The following is a 19,905-nucleotide window of genomic DNA, read 5'->3' on the forward strand; positions in this document are numbered from 1 at the left end:
GCCTTGGTTGCGTCTGACGCACCCAATGTGGCCTTCGGTGCGTCTGACGCACCGAAGGCCACATTGGGGCGCTACTCGCCGACGGGTCACGGGAACCCCACCGGGTCGCAGTCGATGCCGTACGCCCTCGGCTGCAGCACCGGCAGCCGGCGCGGGTCGGTCCAGAACTCCGCCGCCGCCAGGCGGACCACGTCCACCTCCACCCCCGCGCGGATCGCGTCGCACGACACCGGTATCCCCGTCCGGTGGTCCAGCACCGAGAGCACGTCGGGCGTCGAGGCCACCGGGGCGCCGTCGCGCAGGGCCAGCAGGTACTCGTTCTCCATCTCCAGCCGGACCAGCCCGCCGTCGCGGTGGTCGGCCAGCGTGACGCTCCCGCGGCCGAACCCCGGGCTGCCGTGCCGGCCGGGACCGGGGTGCCGCGCCACCTCCAGCACCCGGCCGCGTGCCAGCACCGAGCCCGCCAACGCCGACTCCAGCACCGCTCGCGGCGGGCTCTCCCCCGCCGCGAGCACCCGGCGGCCCAGCGCCAGCGCGCCGCTCGTCGTCCCCGTCACCGAACACGACGCCAGCTCGCCGGCCGGGATCGGGGCCAGCGCGAACGCCGCCCACCCGCCCGAGCTGGCGAGGAACGCCCGCGTGCCCCGCTCGATCACCACGTCGGACCCGGCCGCCAGCACCACCACCTGGCCGCCGGGCTCCGCCAGCGCCGCCGGTGCCACCCCGCGGCCGGTCGCGGCCACCGAAAACTGGTCGAGCCGGGGCAGCCCGCGGCCCGAAAGGTCGGCGTCGACGTACCCCAGCCCCAGTTGATCCGCCACGACCAGCGGCAGCAGCCCGTTGAGCCCGCCGATCTCGATGGACATCAGCGCGTCGGCGCGCTCGCCCGTCCACCGCTCGATCGCCGCCACCGCGGACGCGAACTCGTCGCCGCCCGGCAGCTTCTCGGTGAACGCCGCCGTCGCGCCGACCACGCCGATGGGCACCACTCTGGCCGATGGCGCCAGCTCGGCCACCGGCGAAACGACGAGCGAGCGGCCGCCGGCGAGCAACCGGCGCAGCAGCACGGCGGCGGTGACGGTGTCCCCGCCACCGCCGGACCCGAGCAGGGCCACCCCGCGTTCGAGGGCGGCGACGTCACCGGCGGTGATGCGCATGACTGACCACAGTAGACGAGCTCAGCGCAGGGCGTAGCCACCGTCGGGGTAGAGCGTCGACCCGGTGGTGTACGTGCTGCCGAACAGGTACAGCACCGCATCGGCCACTTCGGACTCCTTCCCGACGCGGTGCAGCAGCGTGTCCGCCCGGTACTGCGCGAAGCTCGCCTCCCGCATATCCGCGGGCCGGCCGGCCCAGAGGTTGCCGTCGATCGTGCCCGGCGCGACGACGTTCACCCGGATCGGGGCCAGCTCGACCGCCAGCCCGCGCCCGAGCCCCTCGACCGCCGCGTTGCAGGCGACGTACGCCGGCGCCGCACCCGGTGGCCGGACGCTCGCCGCCCCGGACATCAGCACGATCGACGCGTCCGGCGCCAGCTTCGGCACCGCGTGCTTGACGGCGTGGTACTGGCCCCAGAACTTCGTCACGAACGGGCTCGCCGCGTCCTCGTCGCTCAGCTCCCGCAGCGGCCCGACCGTGTAGGACGCGCCGGGCGTGAACAGGCAGTCGACGCGGTCGAGGGCGCCGAAGAACGCGGCCAGGGACTCCTGGTCGGTGCTGTCGGCGACCTGCCAGGTGGCCCCGATCGAGCCGGCCGCCGTCGACAGCTTCTCCGCCGTGCGCCCGCCGAGGTGCACCGACGCACCCGCCGCGGCGGCCCGGCGGGCCACTTCGAGCCCGATGCCCGAGCCGCCGCCGACGATCACCACGTGCTTCCCGGCCAGGCTCATCCGATCTCCTCCACGGGGACGAAGCCGTGCGGGAGCCCAAAGGCGCCTGGGCCGAACGTGTCCAGGGCCTCCGGCGTCCGCATCAGCGGCGGCGTCGAGATGCCGACGACGGTGACGCGCTGGCCGTACCGCAGCGTCTCGGTGGTGATCGGCTCGGCCGTCGACAACTCCAGCACGCAGATCAGGTCGGGCACGAGGCACCGCACGGAGCCGTCCACAGTGGCCAGCAGGTTCTCGTTCTGGAACAGGATCTCCAGCTTGCTCGAACCGTCGAAGGACACCGCCGCCGCCCGTCCCCGCGCGAAGCCGGCTTCGGTCCGGCGCTCCACATCGGACACCTTGCCGCGGAACAGCACTCGCAGGTGCTGGTACGGCGTTTCGACCAGGGCGGCGGCGAGCCGTGCGATCGGGTCTTCGTTGGCGTCCCGCGCTTCCCGGATCGTCCGGCCGACCGTCAACGCCAGCGAAAGCGTTTGCGGCACCGCCGTGCGCTTCACGTCGGCGCCGCTCATCGCGTACTCGGCGATGTGCGCGACCCCGCCGAGCCGGATCGTCACGCCGCGGGCCAGCCACTCCATCCGCTCGTTGTCCGCGCCGGTGTCGATCACGGTCGTCTCGCCGCGCTCGCCGCCGATGGCCATCGGCGAGCCGGTGACCCCGTAGACGCCGAACGTCTCCATCTGCAGTTCGGGGAACGCCCGGCCCATCCCGTCGGCGTCGACGACGGGCAGCCCGAGCCGGGCCCCGACGATCAGCGGGATCATCGAGTTGATGCCGCCGCACTCGATCGGCATGGTCGCGTCCGCGGACCGGCCGAGGTGCCGCTCCAGCGTCCGCAGCGCCAGCACGGGTTCGGCGCCGTTGGGCAGCTTTTCGTGCACCACGGTCGGTGCGCCCATCTGCGCCGTCGGGATGACCAGGGCGTGGTCGTCCACTTCGGACGGGTCGAGGACGGTGATCGGCCCGTGTTCGCGGATGGCCTCGCGCACGAGCAGCCGTCCGACGTACGGGTCGCCCCCGCCGCCGGTGCCGAGCACGGCGGCGCCGCGGGCGAGGTCGGGCAGGTCGGCTTCGGTCAGGGTCCAGCTCACCCGGCCACCCCGATCGGGTCGATGTCGTAGCCGAAGTACCGCGGGCCGGCGAGCGCGATGCCTTCGGGCGTGTGCCAGCGCGGGTCCGCGGGCGCGGCGAGCACCGTGACGCGCTGGCCGTACCGCAGGCCCTCGGTCGTCACGGCCTCGCCGGACTCGCGCTCCAGCGTGCAGATCAGGTCCGGCACCGACGCCTGGACGACGCCGTCGCGCTCGGCCACCAGGTGCTCGTTCTGGAAGCGCAACACCAGTTCCGAGCCGGTGTCGCCGTCCGTTCCGGACAGTTTCGCTTCCCCGCGGGCGAAGCCGGTGACCGTCCGGCGGGCGACGTCGACGACCTTGCCGCTGAACAGCCGCCGGCCGCCCAACCGTGAAACGACCCGCGCGACGGGGTCCTCGTGGGCAGCGCGCGCGGACCGGACCAGCGCGCCCAGTTCCGCGCACAGGCTCAGCGTGCCCGGCACCAGGGATTCGCGTGCCTGACCCCCGGACATCGCGTAGTTGCTGATCATCGCCGAGCAGCCCATGTCGATCGTCGCCGACCGGGCCAGGCGCTCCGCCCACCGGTTGTCCACAGTGTCCAGCACCCCGCGGTTGCCCTTCTCGTCCGCGATGGACATCGGGGTTGCGCGGATGCCGTACAAAGTCGGCAAAACCATTTGCAGCTCCGGGAACGCGCGGCCCATGCCGTCGGCGTCGACCAGCGGCAGACCGAGCTGCGCGGCCGCGACGACCGGGATGAGCGAGTTGACGCCACCGGCTTCGGCGCACGCGATGTGCGTCAGCTCCTTGCCGAGGTAGCCGGCGAGCGTGCGGGCGGCGAGCCCGACCTGCTCGGCCGAGGGCAGCTTTTCGACCATGACCGTCGGCGCGCCCATCATGGCGACCGGCAGCACGACGGCGTCGTCCGGCACGTCGGACAGCGGCACCAGCGGCACCGAGCCGTGCTGCCGCACCGCCGAAGACGCCAGCAGCCGCCCGATGTAGGGGTCGCCACCGCCGCCGGTGCCGAGGATGGCGGCACCGCGGGCGATGTCGTCGAGGTCGTGTTCGGTGATGTCGCGCATCACGCCCCCAGCTGCAGGTCGCCGACGGCCTTGACGCGGATGCGCGTGGCGTTGCCGGGCAGGTACGGGATGGGCACCTCGTCGAAGTCCACGATGCCGACCGACGCCGGCGAAGCACCGGCCGCCACCGCGCGGTCGACGGCCTCCTGCTTCGCCTCGTCGACGACCGCCTCACGGCGGCCGGGCTCTATCACGTAGACGCGGTCGACCTCGCCGCCGATCTGCGCGATGGCCGCGCCGATCGCGTTGGCCACGGCGTAGTTCTCCGGCCGGTGCACCTCGCCGCAGCCGGCGAGTTCGTCGGGCAGCAGCACCGAACCGCCGCCGACCGCGACCACCGGCAAGGGCTCGGCCGAGGTCCGCATCCGTTCGACCACATCGGACACGTCCGCGGCGATCCGGTCGAGCGCCGCCCGCACCAGACCCTTGTCCAGGTGCGCCACCAGTGCCGGATCACCGATCTCCGCGCGCCCGGCGGCGACGGCGATGTCGGTCGCGGTGAGCGTGTCCCCGCCGAAGACCAGGGCCTTCGACGTCAGCTCGTAACCCACCGAGTCGGGACCCACCGTGACGTTACCGCGCACCCGGCTCCCGCCGCCGATCCCGATCGACAGCACGTCCGGCATCCGGAAGTTGGTCCGGATGCCCGCGACGCTGACGTCGGTGGTCGCCTCGCGGGGGAACCCCTGCCGCAGCACGCCGACGTCCGAAGTGGTGCCTCCGACGTCGACCACCGCACAGGTGTCCAAACCGGACAGCACGGCCGCGCCGCGCATCGAGTTCGTCGGACCCGACGCGAAGGTGGCCACCGGGTAGCGGCGGGCGAAGTCGACGTCCATCAGCGTGCCGTCGTTCTGGCTGAGGTACAGCGGCGCGGTGATGCCCGCGCCGGTGACCGACGCGGCCAGCCCGTCGACGATGTGCGCGGCCAGCTCCCGCAGCGCCGCGTTGATCACGGTCGCGTTTTCCCGTTCCAGCAAGCCGATCCGGCCGATCTCGTGGGACAGCGAGATCGCCACGTCCGGCAGCTGCGCGCCGATGATCTCGGCCGCGCGGGCTTCGAACTCGGCGTTGACGGGGGAGAAGACCGAGGTGATGGCGACGCTGCGCACCCCGGCCTCCCCCATGTCGTCGGCGGCCTTGCGCAGCTCGCTCTCGTCGAGCTCCGCGATGTGGCGGCCGTCGAACTCGTGACCGCCGTGGACCAGGTAGCTGCGCCCCGACACCGCGTCGACGAGCCGCTGCGGCCAGTCGACCATGGGCGGCAGCGACGCCCCGGCCGGCAGGCTCAGCCGGACGGCCGCGGTGGGCGCGAGCCGGTGGGCCTCGACGAGGGCGTTGATGAAGTGCGTGGTGCCGATCATCACCGCCCGCACCGCCGCCGGGTCGAACGCGCGTTGCCGCTGCAGGCCGTCGATCGCGGCGACGATGCCCGAGGTGACGTCCGCGGTCGTGCTGGTCTTGACCGAGGCGAGCACCTGACGGCCGTCGAGCAGGACAGCGTCGGTGTTGGTGCCGCCGACGTCGATGCCGATGCGCACGAAGGATTCTCCTTTTCAGACTGCGGGAGCGGGCTCGGCGTCGGCGGTCCGGCTGCTGCCGATCCCCCGCACGAGCCCGAGCTTCCCGGCGACGACGTACAGGACGAAGGCGACGACGAGCGAGTTGATGCTCGGCAGGCCCCACTCGACGAACTCGCCGAACAGCGCCGCGGCGATCCAGACGACGATCGTGGCGGGCACCCACACGGGCGCGTCCTCGGGCACGGTTCCGCGTGCCCGCGCGGATTCCAGGTCCCCGCGCCACTTCTTCACCACGAAGTACTCGGCCACCATGATCCCGGCGATGGGCGGGAACGCGACGCCGAGCACGGTCAGGAAGTCGGTGAACTTCGCCAGGATGCCGGCCGCGGCGAGCAGGCTGCCCGCGACGCCGAGGATCGCCGTCACGAGGCCGCGGTGGGCCTTGCGCCCGGACACCGTGCCGATGAAGTTCACTACGCCCAGACCCGACGAGTACAGGTTCCAGTCGTTGATCTTCATCGTGCCGGCGATGACGATGAGCAGGCCGACCCAGCCGACCGACGACGTCACGATGGTGGTGATCCCGGCACTGCCGACGGCGTGCGCGAGCAGGACGCCCGCGAGGCCGATGACGTACTCGCCGAGGGTGATCCCGACGAGCGTCTGCTTGACGACGTCCGAAGTGGACCGGTTGAACCGGGTCATGTCCGGGGTGATCACCGCACCGACGATGAAGCCGCCCGCCACCAGCGTGGTGCCCTGCAGCAGGCTCAGCGACGGCCCGGGCGGGGCCGACGAGACGAGCGAGCCCAGGTCGTGGCGGGTCAGCTCGGAGATGACCGACCACCCGACCAGGACCAGGAACGCCGGCACGGTCAGGTACGCCGTCCAGGCCATGGAGTGGAAGCCGCGCACCACGATCGCGGTGACGAGCAGGCCGAACACGAGCGCCCAGCCCCACTCCGGCAGGCCGCCGATGAGCGAGACGAGACCCTGCGCGGACACCGCGGACTGGATGCCGAACCAGCCGATGAGGCTGATCCCGATGGCGAGCCCGATGAGCGCCGAGCCGCCGCGGCCGAAGCCGGTCCAGCGGGCGATCATGGACGTCGAGAGGCCCTCGCGGACGCCGATGACGCCGACGAGGATGGTGATGAGCTCCAGGATGACCGAGCCGAGCGTGAACGCCAGTACCGCCGGCCAGAAGCTCATCCCGAAGCCGACGGTGGCTCCGAGCAGGAACTGGGACAGGGCGGACACCTGGCCGAACCGCTGGACGGCGACCGACCACCACGAGTACCGGGCGTGGTCCGGCACTCTGGTGAGGGCATAGTCATCGACACCGACTGTTGAGGCCACGCCGACCTCCTAATCCGGGAAGGGGAACGGGTTCCCCGCACCGTAAGCAGCCTCCCCGGCGGCGTCACCGTGCGATGTGCACAGTGGGCACGCCTTCGCTGTGCACTCAGCCCAGCGGGTCGACTCCGGTCAGCGTGACACTTTCCGCCCAGAGGCGCCCGGCGGCCGCGTCGTCGGTCAGGTTCGCCCACCGCTGTTCGAGGCGAGGCCGGCCGCGCAGGCCGAACACGCGCGGGCCCCACAACTGGCCGCCGGTGACATCGGGACCGAGGACCGCGCGGACGGCCGTCCGCGCGCCGGCGTCCTTGCCCTGCAGGAGGGCCCGGGCCGGCCGGCCGCGCAGCCACTGGCCGCCGGTGCGGACGTGCACGGGCGGGCGCGACGGCGTCAGCGAGTCGAGGGCGCCACCGGGGTGGGCGACGACGCTCAGCCGCTTCGAGCCGGTCTCGCGCAGGCGCCGGTCGAGTTCGAGCGCGAAGAGCATCTGGGCCAGCTTCGAACGTTCGTACGCGCGCTTCGGGACGTAATCGCGCTCGCTCTGGAGGTCGGCGAAGTCGAGCTTCGCGGACTTCGCCGCGAAGCTGCCGGTGGTGACGATCCGCGCGTCCGGCGCCAGCACCGGCGTCAGCCGGGCGACCAGCGCGAAGTGCCCGAGGTGGTTGGTGCCGAACATCAGCTCGTGGCCGGCTTCGGTTTCCCGCCGCGGCGGGTGGTCGAGCATGACCCCGGCGTTGCAGACGACGGCGTCGAGCGGCCCGGGTTCGACGGTCGCGACCTGGGCCAGGTCGGCGAGGTCGAGCCGGACGTGGGTGACGCGCGCGCCGGCGACCCGCGACCGGATCGCCGTGCCCGCGATCTCCGCCTTCGCCGGGTCGCGGCTGCCGATCACCACCTCCGCCCCGGCGGAAGCCAGCTGCTCCGCGACGAAATAACCGATCCCCGCGTTGCCGCCGGTCACCAGCACCCGCATCGACGTCCCCTCCCCGTGCCAAGCTGTCCCGCGTGGACAACGCTACCGGCGACCGGGCCGGCTACCGGCGATCGACGGGCTCGCCACGCGGCGAAGCGCGCCGCCGGGAGCTGCTGGCGAAGATCACCGACGACGTCGCCGAGAACGGTCTCGTGGACTTCTCGCTGCGGCGCGCCGCTCGCGCGGCCGGGACGACGCACAAGGTGCTGCTCTACCACTTCGAAAGCGCCGAAGACCTGCTCCGGCAGGTGGTCTTCGCGCTGCGGGAACGGCGGATCGGCAACGCGCTGACCGCGATCGCCGCTTCGCCCGCCACCTTGACCGACCGCGTCCGCGCCGCGTGGGTGAGCCTCCGCGACGAGGAGACGCAGCTGCGGCGCGTGCTGGACCAGGCGATGGGCCTGGCGATGTACGACCCGGGCCGGTACGCGGCACTCGGGCACGGCGCGTCGCAGCAGTACCTGCCGACGCTGGTGTCGTTCTGCCCGCCCACCTGGCCGGACCAGCGGAAGTTCGAGGTCGCGTCGATGATCCTCGCGACCTTGCGCGGCTTCCTCGTCGACCTGCTGACCAGCTCGGACGGCGCGGGCGCGGCGGCCGGGTTCGAGGCGCTGCTGCGCGCGGTCGAGCGGGAGGAGGCACTCGACACTTTGTGAACCGCGTGGTTCACTTTCGGCATGGAGATCGAACTGGGGGCCGGCACCGTCGAGTACACCGACACGGGCGGGCCGGGCCCGGTGCTCGTTTTCGTGCACGGCCTGCTGATGGACGGCTCTCTGTGGGACGGCGTGGTCGCGTCGCTGCCGGGCCACCGGTGCGTCGTCCCGACGCTGCCGCTGGGCGCGCACCGGCACCCGATGCGTCCCGGGGCCGACCTTTCGCTGTCCGGGATCGCCGCGTTGCTCATGGAGTTCCTCGACCGCCTCGACCTGCGCGAGGTGACTTTGGTCGGCGTCGACACCGGCGGGGCGCTGGTGCAGCTGGCGCTGGCGGACGGCGACGCGCGGGTCAGCCGGGTCGTGCTGGCGTCGTGCGACGCGTTCGACAACTTCCCGCCGGGACTCACCGGCAAGACGCTCTTCCTGACGGGGAAGCTGTCGCCGGGGCTGTTCGGGCTGTTCATGCAGCAGATGCGGCTGCGCGCGGTGCGCCGGCTCCCGATCGCGTTCGGTTGGCTGACCAAACGGGGGGACGCGGTGTCCGCGGGCTGGCTCCGGCCGTTGTTGAGCCGGGCGGACGTCCGGCGGGACACGGTTCGCATGCTGCGAGCTTTCGCGGCGACCCCACGGGTTCTGCTCGAAGTGGCCGACCGGCTCCCGGCGTTCGACCGGCCGGCCCTGGTGGTCTGGGCGAGCGAAGACCGCGTGATGCCACCGGAGCACGGCCAGCGGCTGGCCGCGTTGCTGCCGAAGGGAAAGCTCGTCCGCGTCGACGACAGCTACACGCTGCTGCCACTCGATCAGCCGGCCGAGTTCGCCCGCCTGATCCGGGAGTTCACAGCCGGCTGAGGCCGTGCAGGATGCGTTCCATCAGCTCCAGGCTCGGCCGGTTCCCCGAGCCGCGCCGGGCGGTGTGCACCGCGACCAGCCCGCGGTCGGCCAGGTCCGACAGCAGCACCCGTGCCACGCCCAGCGGGATCCGCCGCCGCGCCGCGACCTCGGCGACCGACTGCGAGGTCCGCAGCAGCGCGCAGATCTCCGTCTCCTCCGTCGTGCTCCCCCGCACGACCGCCCGCCCCCGCTGGGTGATCGACACGAGCGTCTCGATCGGGAGGTCCCGGGTCGGACGCGTTCGGCCATGGGTGCGGAAGTACGGGCGGACCATCCCGGCCCCACCTTCTTCGAGCACGGACCCCCAGTGCACAGCCAGCTCCTCACGGCGATTAATCCTTGTCGGCGATTATTTGACCTAAAGATCGAGTAGCCCGCAATCGACCGAACAGAGCAACGCAGGAAAAACCGCAGGTCAACGCCCCGCCGGTGGTGCAGTACTGCCGCGAAGGACTAGACGTGTCCCGAGAATCGACGGCGATGTCGCGATTTTTCCGCCGGACAATCGCGCCAGGATCAGGTGCCCGGCCCGCTCGCCCAGCTCGGCGACGGGCTGCGCGACCGTGCTCAGCTCGAGCAGGTCGGCGAGGTCGTGGTCGTCGAACCCGAGCACCGAGACGTCCGCGGGCACGCGCAGCCCGGCCCGGCGCAGCGTCCGCAGCGCCCCGAACGCCATTTCGTCCGACGCGGCGAACACCGCCGTCGGACGGCGGTGCAGGCCGAGGAGCGCGCCCATCGCCCGTTCCCCGCCCGCGACGGTGAACCCGCCACCGGTCTCGAACGCCGGTTCCGGCACCCGGCCGTCCTCCCGGCAGACGCCGCGGTAGACCTCGCGGTAGGCCGCCAGCCGCCGCAACGGCGTCGTGAACCCGAGCGGGACGGGGTCGCTCTCGCCGATGAACGCGATCTCGCGGTGGCCCAGCTGGACGAGGTGGCGCATCGCGGTGACCGCCGCGCCGTGGTCGTCGATCCCGACGGAGTCGGCGCCCGGCTCCTCCGTGCCGATCGTGACGAGCGGCGTGCCGAGCCCCCGCAGCTGTTCGCGTTCGGCTTCCGCCAGCGGCAGGGAAAGGACGAGCACGGCGTCGACCCGGCGGCGCAGCGGCAGGTCGGCGAAGAACCGCGCGCGGCCCGGGCCGTCGCCGAGGTTGTAGAGCAGCAGGCTCAGCCCGGCGTCGCGCAGCACCCGCTCGACCCCGGAGATGAGGCGAGAGAAGTACCAGCGGTCGACGAAGGGCACGATCACGCCGACCGTCCCGGTCCGCCCGGTGGCCAGGCTCGACGCGGCGGGCGAAATGGCATACCCCAGCTCGGCGGCGGCCGCGAGCACCCGGGTCCGCGTGCGCTCGGCGACCCCGGACACCCCGCGCAGGGCCCGCGACACGGTGGCGGGCGAGACGCCCGCGAGCCGCGCCACGTCGTCGAGCTTGTCCGGCATTCTCTGCCCCATCTGTTGCAAGCGCTTGCAACCATCAGTGTCTCTGCCATTGACACTCGCCTTGATCAAGGCTAATCATCGATGCAAGCGCTTGCAATGGCGTCGCCCGCCCGGCAAGGAGGCCGACATGCGCCAGCTCCTCCCGCTCACCGGTGCGACCCTGCTGGCCGCCACCGCGCTCGCCGCCTGCTCGTCGGCGAGCGGGCTGACGATCAACCTGTACATCTCGCCGGAGGACCACCTGCAGACGGTGGTCGACCGGTGCACGCAGGAGGCGGCGGGCCGGTACAAGATCGTCTACAACAAGCTGCCGCGCGGCGCGGACGGCCAGCGCGAGCAGATGGTCCGCCGGCTCGCCGCGGGCGACACCTCGCTGGACGTGCTCGGCCTCGACGTCACGTGGGTGCCGGAGTTCGCCGAAGCGGGCTGGGCCGAGGAGTGGACCGGCGCGAACGCGGCGGCGGCCACGCGCGACGTGCTGCCCGGGCCGCTGGCCACCGCGAAGTGGAACGGAAAGCTCTACGGCGCCACGAAGAACACGAACGTCCAGCTGCTCTGGTACGACGACCGGATCACGCCGTCGCCGCCGAAGTCGTTCGACGAGCTCATGACGCAGGCGCAGCAGCTGAAGGCGGCCGGGAAGCCGTACCAGGTCGTGTTCACCGGCGCGCAGTACGAAGGGCTGGTGGTCTTCTACAACACGCTGGTGGCGTCGGCGGGCGGGCACATCCTGTCCGACGACGGCAAGTCCGTGGTGATGGACGACGGCGCGGTGCGCGCTTTGGAGCTGCTGAAGAAGCTCACCACGGCGGGGATCACGGACCCGTCGCTGACGAACCAGAAGGAGGACGACATCCGCCAGGCGTTCCAGCGCGGCCAGGCGGCGACCGAGCTGAACTGGCCGTTCGTCTACGCGTCCTACGCGAAGGAGAAGCCGCAGGACCTGGCGCACTTCAAGTGGACGCGGTACCCGTCGGTGGTGGCCGGCCAGCCGAGCCGGGTGACGATCGGCGGGTTCAACCTGGCGGTGTCGACGTATTCGCAGCACAAGCCGGAAGCGTTCGAAGCGGCGCTGTGCCTGCGCAACGCGACTTCGCAGAAGTACCAGGCCCTGGTGGACGGCATCCCGCCGAGCATCGCGTCGATCTACCGCGACAACGCGCCGCTGGACGCCACGAAACCGGCGGACCCCAAGGAAAACCCGACGATGGCCGACCAGTATCCGATGAAGGGCGACATCCAGGCGGCCCTGACGGACGCGGCGGTCCGCCCGCTGACCCCGGCGTACCAGAACCTGTCGACGGTGATTTCGAAGGTGCTGTCCCCACCGGCGGAAATCGACGTCCAGGCCACGGCTCAGGAGCTTCGCGACCGCCTGACGGACGCGTTGAACTCGCGGGGCATCATCCCCTGATCGGGGCCGGTTCCCCGGCAGTATCGTGAACGCCATGGGCGACCCACCTGCAGGCGACCGCGAGCGCACCGCCGACGAACGCGACCGGCGCGCGGACGAGCGCGACAAGCGAGCGGACGAGCGCGGACGCGTCGCCGACGAGCGCGAGAGTCTGGCCGACCGCCGCGAACTGGCAGCGGACGAACGCGAAGAGCGGATCAAGCACTACGAAGCCCGCTTCGAGACCCACCTGGGCTCCCCACCCGACTTCGACGCGAACTTGGCGGATCTGGAGCGCCAGTCCCTGGACCGCGCGAGCGCCGAGGTGTCCCGCGCGAAGGACCGCCTGCAGGCGGCGTCGGACCGCACGAAGCGCGAGCAGGCGGAGATCGCTCGCGAAATGGCCCGCTCGGAACGGGACGCCCAAGCCACGGACTGAGGACTCAGAGGCGGATGGGTTTCTTGTTCATGAACATCCAGGCGGTCAGCAGGCCTGGGGGCGTTCTTGGGCTTACCGCCTCTGACCTGCTCTTTTGTGTCTGTTGGGTCCGGTCGTGTCCGGGCCTGTCTGGACGTCTGACGGCCTGTAGACGGCCTGGCTCCTCGCTGCTCCTGTGCCCGTCCGGCCTGGTGGCAGCTCTCCCCCGTCTTCCTCGTCCCCGCTGCGGTTAGCGCCGGAGGGCCGGTGTCAAGGGTGGGCGCTTGCGTCCATCGCGGAGCGACGCCGTAGGCGCCCTTGATGGCGGTCGTCCGGTGTTAAACGATCGCCGACGAGGGAGCGGTCACCTGATCGTGGCCTGCTCTGACGTAACACTGATCGACTCGGCGACGTCTCTGGGCGTATGGGGACGAGTGGATCAACCAGCTCGCGGCGGCGCGCGTACACGGCCGACCCTCCGGCGGGCCGCCCGGCGACCGGCGGCCGAAGCGGAGCGGCAGGCCGTCCGTGTCGCATGAGGGCGGGCCCGCCGCACGGGTGGTGACGTGCGCGCCGCCGCCGCCGGCGCGCTTTGATCCCATAGAGCCAACTTCAGCAATGGAAGATATCGTGACATTTACGGATGACGACCTGATCGCAGACGAGCCACTCAACGATGCAGCCGATGACCAGCTTCAGCGTGGCCACACGGTACATCTGCTTATCTCACAAATAACATCTGCCACCAAAAGCACAGCGAGCAGTGTTATTGCCCTGACCGGATCCTGGGGCGCCGGAAAGACCACCGTCCTAAATCTAGCACGCAAGCGGCTTACACAAGAAGATAAAATACGGGTTGTGGACTTCAGTCCATGGCTCTTCTCGGATCTCGCGTCACTCGTGTCAGGTTTCTTCACAAGCCTACAAAAGGTCCTCCCTCAGAAGGGTTTCAAGAAAACTCGCGCCAAGTTGGCTAAGTACTCCGCAGCAGCGGCTCCACTCGGAAAGATGCCCGCAGTGATCGGTGGACCAGATCTATCCGGCCCCCTGAAGGGCGTTAGCGACATCCTAGCCAGCGCCGGCTCCCTTGAGAGCACCCGAAACTCTATCGATCGCGATCTTCAGAGCCTCGATTACAAAGTTCTGATCATAATCGACGATCTCGACAGGCTCCACCCAGAAGAACTACTACTCGTTTTTAAATTGATAAGATCTATTGCACGTTTTCCCAATGTTTACTATGTTCTGTCGTTCGACGAACACACTATTCTCGATTTACTATCCTCTACCGACCTCGCACAGAAAGATCGTGCTCGCGCTTCAGCCTACGTTGAAAAAATCGTGCAGGCAAAGGTGAACATACCGCCACTCCACGAAGCGCACTATGAAGATCTCTTTCTCAAGGGTATCCGATCAGTTGCGAAACGCTCCAACACCGAGATAGACCCGAGCGATATCAGCAATACCTATCAGATTACCCGACGATACCTTGCCCCATGGCTCAATACTCCCCGAAGCATAAGAAAGCTATTTATTGATGTTCAACAGTCCTGGGCCGCACTCGCAGGCGAAGTGAATTTCACCGATAATTTCTTGATAAGTTTTCTGCGAATATACGAGCCCGCCCTCTACAATGCGCTTCCAGCATATAAATCTCGACTTTCAGGCGAGTCATATTGGGACTTCACAACAAAGAATGATCCCGAAGATCATAAGTTATTCTGGGATCAGCAACTAAAACTCTACAATGTCGCAGATGAGCGTGCTGCAAATGTTCTCGGAGTGCTGGCTGAGATGTTCAAGTCCGCATCCGAAGCCGTTACAGGAGTAAAGCAGGCTCAATCAAGAACTGACGCCGAGCAGAACCAGCGGATCGGCTCCGCAACATACTTTGACAGATACTTCCAAGTCACAATCCCACCCGGAGACGTGTCTGACCAAGTTGTCGCCAGCGGGCTCAATGCCTACCTCCGGAACGACACTTCCGCAGTGGACGCTTTGACCTTGGACCTACTAATAGAAGAGTCACCCCGCGTGTCGATACGGAAGATTGGAAATATCCTGCGCAAGTTGAACTTTGACGACCCTTCCATACTTGTCCGCCGATTAACATCGGCATACCGATCACTTGATGACGACCGACAGTTCTTGCTGGGATCAACATTCGACGAGGTCGAGTATATAATAAGAGACGTACTCGATCGAACCTCTCCCAGCAGGCTTGATCGGATACTAGAAGAAATTGTTCGTCCAGAAAACGCGCTGCTCGCAGCCAACCAAGCTAGCCGAGGCCAGAGGGCCGAAGAGACCCCGGTTTGGCTAGATCCATTGCTGACTAAGCTTAAGGACGTGTTAGAGTCGGAAGTAAATCGAATTGGCCAACTCGATATTACAACGCTCGACCAGGAGGAATTCCGCTTATTTCTTCGCTGGGGGGCTCTTTACGGCCTGACAGAGGCACGCTCTAGAGCCCATGAGTTCATATCTTCTGGACACTGGTCAATGCGAGGCTACCTAGGCCACCTCGTGGGTGAACGCACGCTATACGGCAGCAACGGGAACACTCGATTAGTCGGCGAACGTACTATCGAGGAACTTAGCCAATTCCTAGACGTCGACCTCGCAATCGAAGAGCTTCGTGATCATATTGGCGAACCTCCTGTTAGCCTGTCACAACTTACCGAACGGCCGTCAACCCAGAAGAATCGAGAAGAATATGGCCTTGCTTTACTCGCGTTGAAAGTAGCCCGGGATTCCCAAGATTGAGGCGAATTCCTACCTGACGCTCACCCAGTGACACTGTGCGCGTGCCATGTAAACTGGAATCATGCGTGGTGCGGGTGACCAGCTCAGCATCGGTGAGCGGATCGCGTTCTACCGGCGGCGGCGGGGGCTGTCGCAGGCGGTGCTTGCCGACCTGGTGGGCCGTACTGAGGACTGGTTGAGCAAGATCGAGCGCGGCGAGCGGGATATCCGCAGGTTGGACGTTCTGGCCGACCTGGCGCGGGCGCTACGGGTGACGCTGGGTGACCTGCTCGGCGAACCCGTGCTGATGGAAGAGCAGGACGAGCACGACGACGTCCCCGCGATCCGAGACGCACTGATGGCGCCTCGCCGGCTGTCGCGGACGCTGTTCTCCTCGGCCATGTCACCTGAGTACATCGACCCGCAGCCCGTTCGGCAACTGGTGGAAGATGCCTGGTCGAGCTATCAAAAGGGCGACCTCGGGCGCGTCGTCACCGCGCTGCCTGGGCTGATCAAGACCACGCAGGCGGTGGAGGCGGCCTCGGCGGACGATGCCGGGTACAAGATGGAAGCACGGGTGAAGGTCGTCAGCGTCGAGGGACTGTGGACCCCCGATGATCTGGGTACATTCCTCGGCATTCCCGTGAAAACGCTGCGGAACTGGCGTTTCAAGGGCTACGGCCCGCAGTGGCTGCGGCTGGGAAAGCACGTTCGGTACGACCCGGAGACGGTGCGCCAGTGGATCGACGCCCTGAACGGATCGACAGAAGCCGCATAGCAACAACTCACGACGAGGACCTACCCCATGCCTCAACCAAGAGGCATGGGGTAGGCGAGTTTTCCTATCCAACAAGAGAAAGGTGAGTTCATGAAAGGCCACGTGCAAGACCGGTGGTGGAGACAGAAGAAGGACACGGAAGGTAATCCGGTCTTCAACGCCAAGGGGCACCCGGTCCGTGAGAAGACCGAACTGTTCGGCAAGGGCGACCGGTACAAGGTCCGGTACTACGACCCCGAGGGAAACGAACGGAGCAAGTCCTTTCCGGACAAGCAACTTACGAAGGCCAAGACCCTTCCTGACCAAGATGCAACACGACGTGCTCGCCGGTGAGTACATCTCGACTGAGTCCGGTGAAGAGAAGTTCCGCGACTACACGGCCCAGTGGCGCAAGGGCCAGTCCGCCGACGCCGGGACCCGGCAGACCGTGAGCAACCACCTCAAGACCGGGATCTTCCCGTTCCTCGGCGACAAGCCGCTCAAAGTAGCCGCGAAGACCGACACCATTCGTGACTGGCTCGACTGGTTGGAACGGCCGAAGAGCGAAGGCGGGCGCGGCCTGATGGCGTCCACCCGCGCGGTCCTCTTCGACACCGTGTCCGCCATCCTCCAGGCGGCCTACGACGACAAGAAGATCCGGGCGAACCCATGCCGGGCGAAGAGCGTCAAGCGGCCCAAGCCAGTCCAGCGGAAGGTCATCCCGTGGCCGGACAGCCGGGTCCGCGCGGTCCGGCTCGCCCTGCCCGCCGAGTACACCGTCACGGTGCCGCTCGGGGCCGGGCTCGGGCTGCGGCAGATGGAGATCTTCGGGTTCAGTCCGGACGACGTCGACCGGGACGAGATGATCGTCAACGTTCAGCGTCAGATCCGGTGGATCGGCACTCAGCCGGTGTTCTCGCCGCCCAAGGGTGGCAAGACTCGTGTGGTGCCGCTCGGACAGGGCGTGCTCGACGACATCGACGACTACATGGCCACCTTCGAGCCGGTCACGCTGACACTCCCCTGGCTCGAACCGGGTGGCCGGCCGGAGACCGTACGCGTGCTGATCGGCCGGACAACAAAGCGCAGCGTCTACACCGGGCAGCCGATCAGGAACGTGATCAAGGGTGCCAATCTCACGTACCACGTCTGGCGGCCAGCCTTCGCGGGTGCGGGACTCGACTACGTCGAACGGCGTGACGGGATGCACGCCATGAGGCACTTCTTCGCCTCGACGATGCTCGCCAACGGCGTGTCGATCAAGGAGGTCGCGGAGTACCTCGGCCACCACGACCCGGGCTACACGCTCCGGATCTACACGCACCTCGTCCCGTCCAGCCACAAGCGGGCGCGAGCGGCTACCAACCGGGTGTTCAAGCCCCGCCGGCCGCAGCAGGCGGCCCAGGATTCCGAGACGGCCTGACAACGGCCTGGCGGGATCAAAAGCAACAAAACAACAGGTCAGAGGCGTATAGGTTTCTTGTTCATGAACTCCTCAATCCCCAACGCCCCCAATTCCCGTCCAATACCCGACCGCTTGATCCCCCCGAACGGCAAATCCGCCTCCGACCCGCCCGACTTGTTGAGGTAAACCATCCCGGCCTCGATCCGCCGGGCCACTCGCGTGGCCCGCTCCCGGTCCGTCCCGAACACGCTCGCCCCCAAGCCGAACGGTGTGTCGTTCGCCAGGGCGATCGCCTCGTCCTCCGTCTCCGCGCGGAACACCAGTACCACCGGGCCGAAGATCTCCTCGTGGTACGCGGCCATTCCCGGTGTCACGTCCGTCAGCACCGTCGCCTCCAGGTACGCGCCGCCGCCGGGGACCCGGTGGCCGCCCGCGCGCAGTGTTGCTCCCTCGCGGATCGCCGTCTCCACCTGGGCCGCCACCTCGTCCGCCGCCGCGATCGAGGCCAGCGGGGGCAGCGTTGTCGCCGGGTCGGCCGGGTCGCCCGGCACGTAGTACTCCGTCACGCGCTTGGCCAGCCGGTCGACGAACTCGTCGTACAGCGGGCCCAGCACGATCATCCGCTTCGGCGCGTTGCACGACTGGCCGCAGTTGCGCATCCGGGCCGTCGCCGTGACCTTGACCGTCTCGTCCAGGTCGTCGGTGTCCAGGACGATCAGCGGGTCCGACCCGCCGAGTTCCAGGACGCACTTCTTGAGGTTCCGCCCGGCCTCGGCCGCCACCGAGATGCCCGCCTGCTCGCTGCCCGTGAGCGACACCCCGACCAGGCGCGGGTCCGCGAGCATCCACGGGACCTGCCGGCTCGACGCGAACACGTTCACGTACGCGTCCGAGGGCACGCCGGCGTCGTGCAGCACGCTCTCGATCGCCGCCGCCGAACGCGGGCAGATCGACGCGTGCTTGAGCAGGATCGTGTTGCCGAGCACCAGGTTCGGCGCGACGAACCGGGCGACCTGGTAGCACGGGAAGTTCCACGGCATGACGCCCAGCAGCGCCCCGATCGGCTCCTTCGTCAGCACGGCCTCGCCGCCGCGGAGGGCGAGCGGCTCGTCGGCCAGCAGGTCGGGCCCGCGCTCGCCGTAGTACCGGAAGATGTCGACGACCACGCCGACCTCGCCGCGGCCTTCGTTGATCCGCTTCCCCATCTCGAGGGTCATGATCGCGGCCAGCTCGTCGGCGCGTTCGGCGAACAGCTCCGCCGCGCGCAGCACGATCGCCGCGCGTTCGGCCACCGGCCGCGCGCGCCAGGCCGCGAACCCGCCGTGGACCCGGTCGATCGCCGCGCGGACCTCCTCGTCGGTCGCGTTCGGGATCTCCTCCACGAGTTCACCGGTGGCGGGGTTGGTGACTGAGTACATGGCGGCCTCCTCTGCTCACGGTAGCCTACTGCATACTGTATACAGCATGAGATCTGTGATCGACACCCGCGCGGCGGTACCCCTGGCCGCGTGATCGACTATCGTTCCCCCATGACGCTGGAGATCACCGGCGGACCCGAATTCGCCGAACTGGCAAGAGAAAAACCGCGCTGGAACCGCGATTACGCGGGTGGCGAGGTCACCTTCCGCTGTCCCCTGCGCTCCGCCGACCGCACGCCGCGGGTCTGGAGCGCCCGCGGGCTCGGCCTGCCGGAAGAGGAGCTGCCGGGGTTCGCCGCGCAGCTGCGCCGCGTCATGAAACACGAGACGTACTGGATCGCGCGGGCGGCGTGCGCGGACCGCCGGGCGGGCGACGCCGCGCGCTGGTCCCCCGGCCGCTACGACGACGAAGACGGCTTCGTGTACTTCGCCGGCCCCTGCACGCACGGCGACCGATGGCCGGGCTACCGGCCCGCGACGGAGTTCACGATCGCGCTGCCGCACGTCCGGGGGTTGCGGATCCGGGTGGCCGCGTACCTGGCGACGGGGTGAGCCGGGCGAGATCGCGCCGCATCGAAGCCGCTGCGCGACGACGCGGCAATCCGGTGCCCGGCGCTGATATCGACCCGGCCGACGCGGGCGAACCGGCGCTCCGCCGAGGCAAAGCCGGCACCGCGGGCCGCCCCGTGGCACTCCGCCGGGCCGTTCGCGCCGGAGCCATCGCCGCCGTCGTCAGCGGCGTCCCCTCCACCACCCACGCCCTGCTGACCGGCCACGACGTCCTCGAGGGCCGGCGCCCTGCGGCTCGACCCGGTCCGGCACGAGGTGTCGGTCGACGGCCGCCCGGTCGAGACCACCCCGGGCGAGTTCCAGCTGCTGGAG

At 68.9% G+C, this 19,905-nt stretch carries 18 protein-coding genes and 1 pseudogene; 9 read left to right on the forward strand and 10 right to left on the reverse strand.

Features of this window, described 5'->3' with window-relative positions; translation table 11 throughout:
* Window positions 1-86: 86 nt before the first annotated feature.
* The 7 genes from AB0J40_RS47140 to AB0J40_RS47170 form a co-directional block, all read right to left on the reverse strand.
* A complete protein-coding gene (locus AB0J40_RS47140; RefSeq protein ID WP_364467160.1) occupies window positions 87-1,157 on the reverse strand; it encodes a DUF917 domain-containing protein in 1,071 nt (356 codons plus the stop codon).
* Window positions 1,158-1,178: 21 nt separating this feature from the next.
* Entirely contained in the window at window positions 1,179-1,889 is a 711-nt protein-coding gene (locus tag AB0J40_RS47145; protein ID WP_364467162.1) for an SDR family oxidoreductase, read from the reverse strand.
* On the reverse strand, window positions 1,886-2,980 hold the full coding sequence (locus AB0J40_RS47150; protein ID WP_364467164.1) for a DUF917 domain-containing protein: 1,095 nt from the start codon (window positions 2,978-2,980) through the stop codon (window positions 1,886-1,888). The genes AB0J40_RS47145 and AB0J40_RS47150 overlap by 4 nt, the downstream gene beginning before the upstream one ends.
* Window positions 2,977-4,047: a DUF917 domain-containing protein gene (locus AB0J40_RS47155; protein WP_364467165.1), complete on the reverse strand. Its 1,071-nt coding sequence runs from the start codon at window positions 4,045-4,047 to the stop codon at window positions 2,977-2,979. The genes AB0J40_RS47150 and AB0J40_RS47155 overlap by 4 nt, the downstream gene beginning before the upstream one ends.
* Entirely contained in the window at window positions 4,047-5,588 is a 1,542-nt protein-coding gene (locus AB0J40_RS47160) for a hydantoinase/oxoprolinase family protein (RefSeq protein ID WP_364467167.1), read from the reverse strand. Before AB0J40_RS47160 ends, AB0J40_RS47155 begins: the two co-directional genes overlap by 1 nt.
* 15 nt (window positions 5,589-5,603) lie before the next feature.
* Window positions 5,604-6,929, reverse strand: a complete 1,326-nt coding sequence (locus AB0J40_RS47165) for a cytosine permease (RefSeq protein WP_364467169.1) — start codon at window positions 6,927-6,929, stop codon at window positions 5,604-5,606.
* Between the two features lie 106 nt (window positions 6,930-7,035).
* Window positions 7,036-7,899 carry an SDR family NAD(P)-dependent oxidoreductase gene (locus AB0J40_RS47170; RefSeq protein WP_364467171.1) on the reverse strand — a complete coding sequence of 288 codons (864 nt, stop codon included), beginning with the start codon at window positions 7,897-7,899 and terminating at the stop codon, window positions 7,036-7,038.
* A 32-nt stretch (window positions 7,900-7,931) separates the two neighbouring features.
* On the opposite strand from AB0J40_RS47170, the gene AB0J40_RS47175 reads away from it, so the two are divergent.
* Together AB0J40_RS47175 and AB0J40_RS47180 are read left to right on the forward strand one after the other, a co-directional pair.
* Window positions 7,932-8,555 (forward strand): TetR/AcrR family transcriptional regulator, encoded by a 624-nt coding sequence (locus tag AB0J40_RS47175; protein ID WP_364467173.1) that lies wholly within the window; start codon window positions 7,932-7,934, stop codon window positions 8,553-8,555.
* 21 nt (window positions 8,556-8,576) lie between these two features.
* Window positions 8,577-9,407, forward strand: a complete 831-nt coding sequence (locus tag AB0J40_RS47180) for an alpha/beta hydrolase (RefSeq protein ID WP_364467175.1) — start codon at window positions 8,577-8,579, stop codon at window positions 9,405-9,407.
* Here AB0J40_RS47180 and AB0J40_RS47185 read toward each other — a convergent pair.
* Complete coding sequence (locus tag AB0J40_RS47185) at window positions 9,394-9,762, reverse strand: DUF742 domain-containing protein (RefSeq protein WP_364467177.1); 369 nt, start codon at window positions 9,760-9,762, stop codon at window positions 9,394-9,396. The genes AB0J40_RS47180 and AB0J40_RS47185 overlap by 14 nt on opposite strands.
* 102 nt (window positions 9,763-9,864) lie before the next feature.
* Window positions 9,865-10,887, reverse strand: a complete 1,023-nt coding sequence (locus AB0J40_RS47190; protein ID WP_364467179.1) for a LacI family DNA-binding transcriptional regulator — start codon at window positions 10,885-10,887, stop codon at window positions 9,865-9,867.
* A gap of 127 nt (window positions 10,888-11,014) precedes the next feature.
* Here AB0J40_RS47190 and AB0J40_RS47195 point away from each other — a divergent pair, with 127 nt between their 5' ends.
* The 6 genes and pseudogenes from AB0J40_RS47195 (at window position 11,015) to AB0J40_RS47220 (ending at window position 17,623) form a co-directional block, all read left to right on the forward strand.
* Window positions 11,015-12,301 (forward strand): ABC transporter substrate-binding protein, encoded by a 1,287-nt coding sequence (locus AB0J40_RS47195; RefSeq protein ID WP_364467181.1) that lies wholly within the window; start codon window positions 11,015-11,017, stop codon window positions 12,299-12,301.
* A gap of 34 nt (window positions 12,302-12,335) precedes the next feature.
* The gene (locus AB0J40_RS47200; RefSeq protein ID WP_364467183.1) at window positions 12,336-12,719 is read left to right on the forward strand and encodes a hypothetical protein; all 384 of its coding nucleotides are present in this window, start codon (window positions 12,336-12,338) and stop codon (window positions 12,717-12,719) included.
* A 597-nt stretch (window positions 12,720-13,316) separates the two neighbouring features.
* Window positions 13,317-15,464 carry a P-loop NTPase fold protein gene (locus tag AB0J40_RS47205; protein WP_364467185.1) on the forward strand — a complete coding sequence of 716 codons (2,148 nt, stop codon included), beginning with the start codon at window positions 13,317-13,319 and terminating at the stop codon, window positions 15,462-15,464.
* Window positions 15,465-15,525: 61 nt separating this feature from the next.
* Window positions 15,526-16,008, forward strand: a pseudogene (locus AB0J40_RS47210) (helix-turn-helix transcriptional regulator); the annotation flags it as partial.
* Window positions 16,009-16,311: 303 nt separating this feature from the next.
* Window positions 16,312-16,554: a hypothetical protein gene (locus AB0J40_RS47215; protein WP_364467187.1), complete on the forward strand. Its 243-nt coding sequence runs from the start codon at window positions 16,312-16,314 to the stop codon at window positions 16,552-16,554.
* Complete coding sequence (locus tag AB0J40_RS47220; RefSeq protein ID WP_364467189.1) at window positions 16,529-17,623, forward strand: tyrosine-type recombinase/integrase; 1,095 nt, start codon at window positions 16,529-16,531, stop codon at window positions 17,621-17,623. Before AB0J40_RS47215 ends, AB0J40_RS47220 begins: the two co-directional genes overlap by 26 nt.
* Window positions 17,624-17,661: 38 nt before the next feature.
* On the opposite strand, the gene AB0J40_RS47225 is transcribed toward AB0J40_RS47220, so the two are convergent.
* Entirely contained in the window at window positions 17,662-19,023 is a 1,362-nt protein-coding gene (locus tag AB0J40_RS47225; RefSeq protein WP_364467191.1) for an NAD-dependent succinate-semialdehyde dehydrogenase, read from the reverse strand.
* A 111-nt stretch (window positions 19,024-19,134) separates the two neighbouring features.
* Between AB0J40_RS47225 and AB0J40_RS47230 the strand changes: the two genes are divergently transcribed.
* Window positions 19,135-19,575 carry a hypothetical protein gene (locus AB0J40_RS47230; RefSeq protein ID WP_364467193.1) on the forward strand — a complete coding sequence of 147 codons (441 nt, stop codon included), beginning with the start codon at window positions 19,135-19,137 and terminating at the stop codon, window positions 19,573-19,575.
* The last annotated feature ends 330 nt before the right edge of the window (window positions 19,576-19,905 follow it).

Origin of the sequence: Amycolatopsis sp. NPDC049691 (assembly GCF_040675005.1) — a bacterium.
Lineage (GTDB): Bacteria > Actinomycetota > Actinomycetes > Mycobacteriales > Pseudonocardiaceae > Amycolatopsis.